The sequence below is a fragment of the Klebsiella sp. RIT-PI-d genome (assembly GCF_001187865.1).
Classification (GTDB): Bacteria; Pseudomonadota; Gammaproteobacteria; order Enterobacterales; family Enterobacteriaceae; genus Superficieibacter.
Genome location: NZ_LGIT01000015.1, coordinates 1 through 704, shown reverse-complemented (window position 1 = coordinate 704; position 704 = coordinate 1). Strand labels below are relative to the sequence as shown.

The 704-nt window shown below is 50.3% G+C and carries 1 tRNA gene and 1 rRNA gene; both read left to right on the top strand.

Features of this window, described 5'->3' with window-relative positions:
- Window positions 1–76 precede the first annotated feature (76 nt).
- Window positions 77–151: transfer RNA gene (locus AC791_RS17395), tRNA-Glu, on the top strand.
- A 205-nt stretch (window positions 152–356) separates the two neighbouring features.
- Window positions 357–704 (top strand): 23S ribosomal RNA (locus tag AC791_RS17390); the annotation flags it as partial.

Here is a 704-nt window from a genome sequence, read left to right as displayed (position 1 = left end):
CGTTCTTTGAAGTGCTCACACAGATTGTCTGATGAAAAGTATCGAGCAAGACGGCTACGAAGTCGCGACACATCGTGTCCCCTTCGTCTAGCGGTTAGGACTCCGCCCTTTCACGGCGGCAACAGGGGTTCGAATCCCCTAGGGGACGCCACTTGCTGGCTGTGAGTGAAAGGCACAACCAATCAGTATCTCAAAACTGACTTCCGAGTCATGTTTGAGATATTTGCTCTTTAAAAATCTGGATCAAGCTGAAAATTGAAACGACACGCTGTGTCTGTTCTCCGTAAATAAGAACAGAAGGCAGTGTGTTCGAGTCTCTCAAATTTTTGCAATCAGAAGACATCTTCGGGTTGTGAGGTTAAGCGACTAAGCGTACACGGTGGATGCCCTGGCAGTCAGAGGCGATGAAGGGCGTGCTAATCTGCGATAAGCGTCGGTAAGGTGATATGAACCGTTATACCCGACGATACCCGAATGGGGAAACCCAGTGTGCTCCGGCACATTATCATGTCATGAATACATAGTGGCATGAGGCGAACCGGGGGAACTGAAACATCTAAGTACCCCGAGGAAAAGAAATCAACCGAGATTCCCCCAGTAGCGGCGAGCGAACGGGGAGGAGCCCGGAGTCTGAATCAGCATGTGTGTTAGTGGAAGCGTCTGGAAAGTCGCGCGATACAGGGTGAAAGTCCCGTACACAAAAG